General features: G+C 38.8%; 1 protein-coding gene. It reads left to right on the forward strand.

Translation table 11 applies throughout. The annotated features are described in order from the left end of the window. Nucleotides 1-2542 (forward strand): beta strand repeat-containing protein (locus tag ACSHXM_RS21595; RefSeq protein ID WP_435692462.1); only part of this gene is annotated, 2542 nt, incomplete at both ends.

The following is a 2542-nucleotide window of genomic DNA, read 5'->3' on the forward strand; positions in this document are numbered from 1 at the left end:
GTACAGAAGTTTCAGTAGTATCTATAAATGAACAACAAGTTGCTGTTGATTTTGATTCTTCAGGAAATTTTGTGGTGGTGAGCTTAGATGGTATTTCTGGAGCAATAACAGCACAACGATACAACAGCAGTAGGGTAGCACAAGGGGCGGCAATCTCTGTTGGTACCGCAATAGAAGTAGATATCTCTTTACATGTGGAAGACGATGGTGATTTTGCTGTAGTTTGGGACACGGCAGGCGGAATTAATTTGCAACGCTATAATGCTAACGGGACTACAAATGGTTCAGGTATTATTATAGATTCAATGGGTGATTTAAGAACTCCATCAGTTGATGGAGATAATACAGGAAACTATGTAGCTACTTATATAAATAATACAACTGGGGCAGTAAGTGCTCGATCTATAAATAGTTCAGGGGTAATTGGGGCTAGAATATCAGTAGGAACTGCAACTGCACTTTCTCCAGATATAGCTGTAGATAATAGTGGCAATTATGCTGTAACTTTTAAAGATGGTTCTGGAATTAGAGTTCAACGATTTAATTCTTCAGGAGTAGCTCAAGGGAGTTTAATTCTTGTAGGTGCTGGAAACGACCCTAGAAAACCTACGATTGATATGAATGCAACAGGAGATTTTGCGGTTACTTGGGTTAATAATCTAGATGCGCTAGTTCAGGCAAGAGCTTATAATAGTTCTGGAACAGCTTTATACTCACTTTTAAGCCCTGGCTCAGTTACTACTGACATAGTGAGTCATGTTTCCATGGAAGATGACCAAAAGATGGTAGTAGTTTGGGAGAACAATTTTAATTTTTTTGTTAGAGAATACAATTCTTCAGGTTCAGCAATAGGGGTTGTAACACAGGTAAATACAGCTCCTGGATCTGATCCAAGCGCGACTATTGACGCTAGAATACAATCACAAGGATCTGATTTTTATATTGTTACTTATACTATTGGGGGTACAAGTTATTTTCAAGTTTTTGGTGTTTTGGCTTCTTCCAACTCAGCTCCCACAGAAATCTCTTTATCTCCAACTTCTATCAATCAGTCTGTTACTGATATAAATGCTACAGTAGGGACCTTTTCTACAATAGATGCAGATGGAGGAGACACACATGCATATACTTTGATAAGTGGAGCAGGAGATACAAATAATGCAAGTTTTAATATTAGCGGAAATACGCTTAGAACAACTTCTGCTTTAACTGCTGGAAATTATGATGTAAGAGTAAATAGCAATGACGGTACTGATGATTATGCAGAAGCTCTTTCGGTAACAGTGGTAGATAATATAGCCCCCGTATTTGACGTTACACCAAGTACCTCTTCGATAACACAAGTAACATTTACTTTAACAACAGACGTTAACGAAGCTGGAACTATTTATTATGTGATTGTTGCAGATGGAGCCACAGCTCCAACATCAACAGAAGTAAAAGCAGGAACAGGAAGTGGAGGGGCTGATCAAGTGACCAGTGGACATGATACAGTAAGTTCTGGAGGTTTTGCAAATAATTTTAGTGTTACAGGGTTAACAGCAGGAACTGCGTATGATGTGTATGTTGTTGCGGAAGATATATCAGCCAACCTACAAGCAAACCCAACTAAAATAGACGTTACAACAAATTCAATACCAGTAGTAGCTTTTACATCTACTAGCTCTTCAGGAGCGGAAAGTGTGAGCAGTGCAGATTTAGAAGTCTCATTAAGCACGATAAGTGGAAGTGATGTGTCTGTAAATTATGCTGTAACGGGAACTGCAACAGGAAGTGGTACAGATTATACTTTAGCAGATGGGATATTAACTATTACAGCAGGTGATAGCAATGATAATATTACTATAGCCAGTATTGTATCCGATGCCATTTTGGAAGCTAACGAAACAGTCATAGTAACTATTTCGAGTCCAACGAATGCAACTCTAGGAACGAATCTAGTACATACGTATACTATTAACAACGACGATACGGCAACTGTAACCATAGCAAATGCAAGTGGCAACGAAAATAATGGAGCTATCACGGTAACCGCAACACTGGACAATGCTGTACAAGGAGGGTTTACAGTAGATGTAAACACAGCAGATGGAACAGCAACTACAGCAGATAGTGATTATTCCGCTGTAACAAGCCAGACTTTAACCTTTGCAGGAAGTGCAGGAGAAATGGAGACCTTTACGGTAACGCCAACAATAGACACAGATTTAGAATCAAATGAGCAATTAACGATATTTCAAAATAATTTGGCATCAACTTCATTAGCAATAGATATCACCGATGGTGCAACCATAACCATATTAAATGATGATTTTCAGGCTACAGTAACGACTAGTGATGCAAACTCAATAACATCAAATATGGTTGATTTGGGAGGCGAGGTAACAGCAGAAGGGTCATCTTCGGTTACAGCACGAGGAATAGTATATGCGATTACCTCAGAAAATGCTACCCCACAAATAGGAGGCGCAAATGTAATTACTGATGATAATGGTATAGGTTCAGGTATTTTTAATGAAACTATTTCCAGCTTGGCAGCGAA

Source organism: Paraglaciecola sp. (genome assembly GCF_051252315.1).
Taxonomy (GTDB): domain Bacteria; phylum Pseudomonadota; class Gammaproteobacteria; order Enterobacterales; family Alteromonadaceae; genus Paraglaciecola.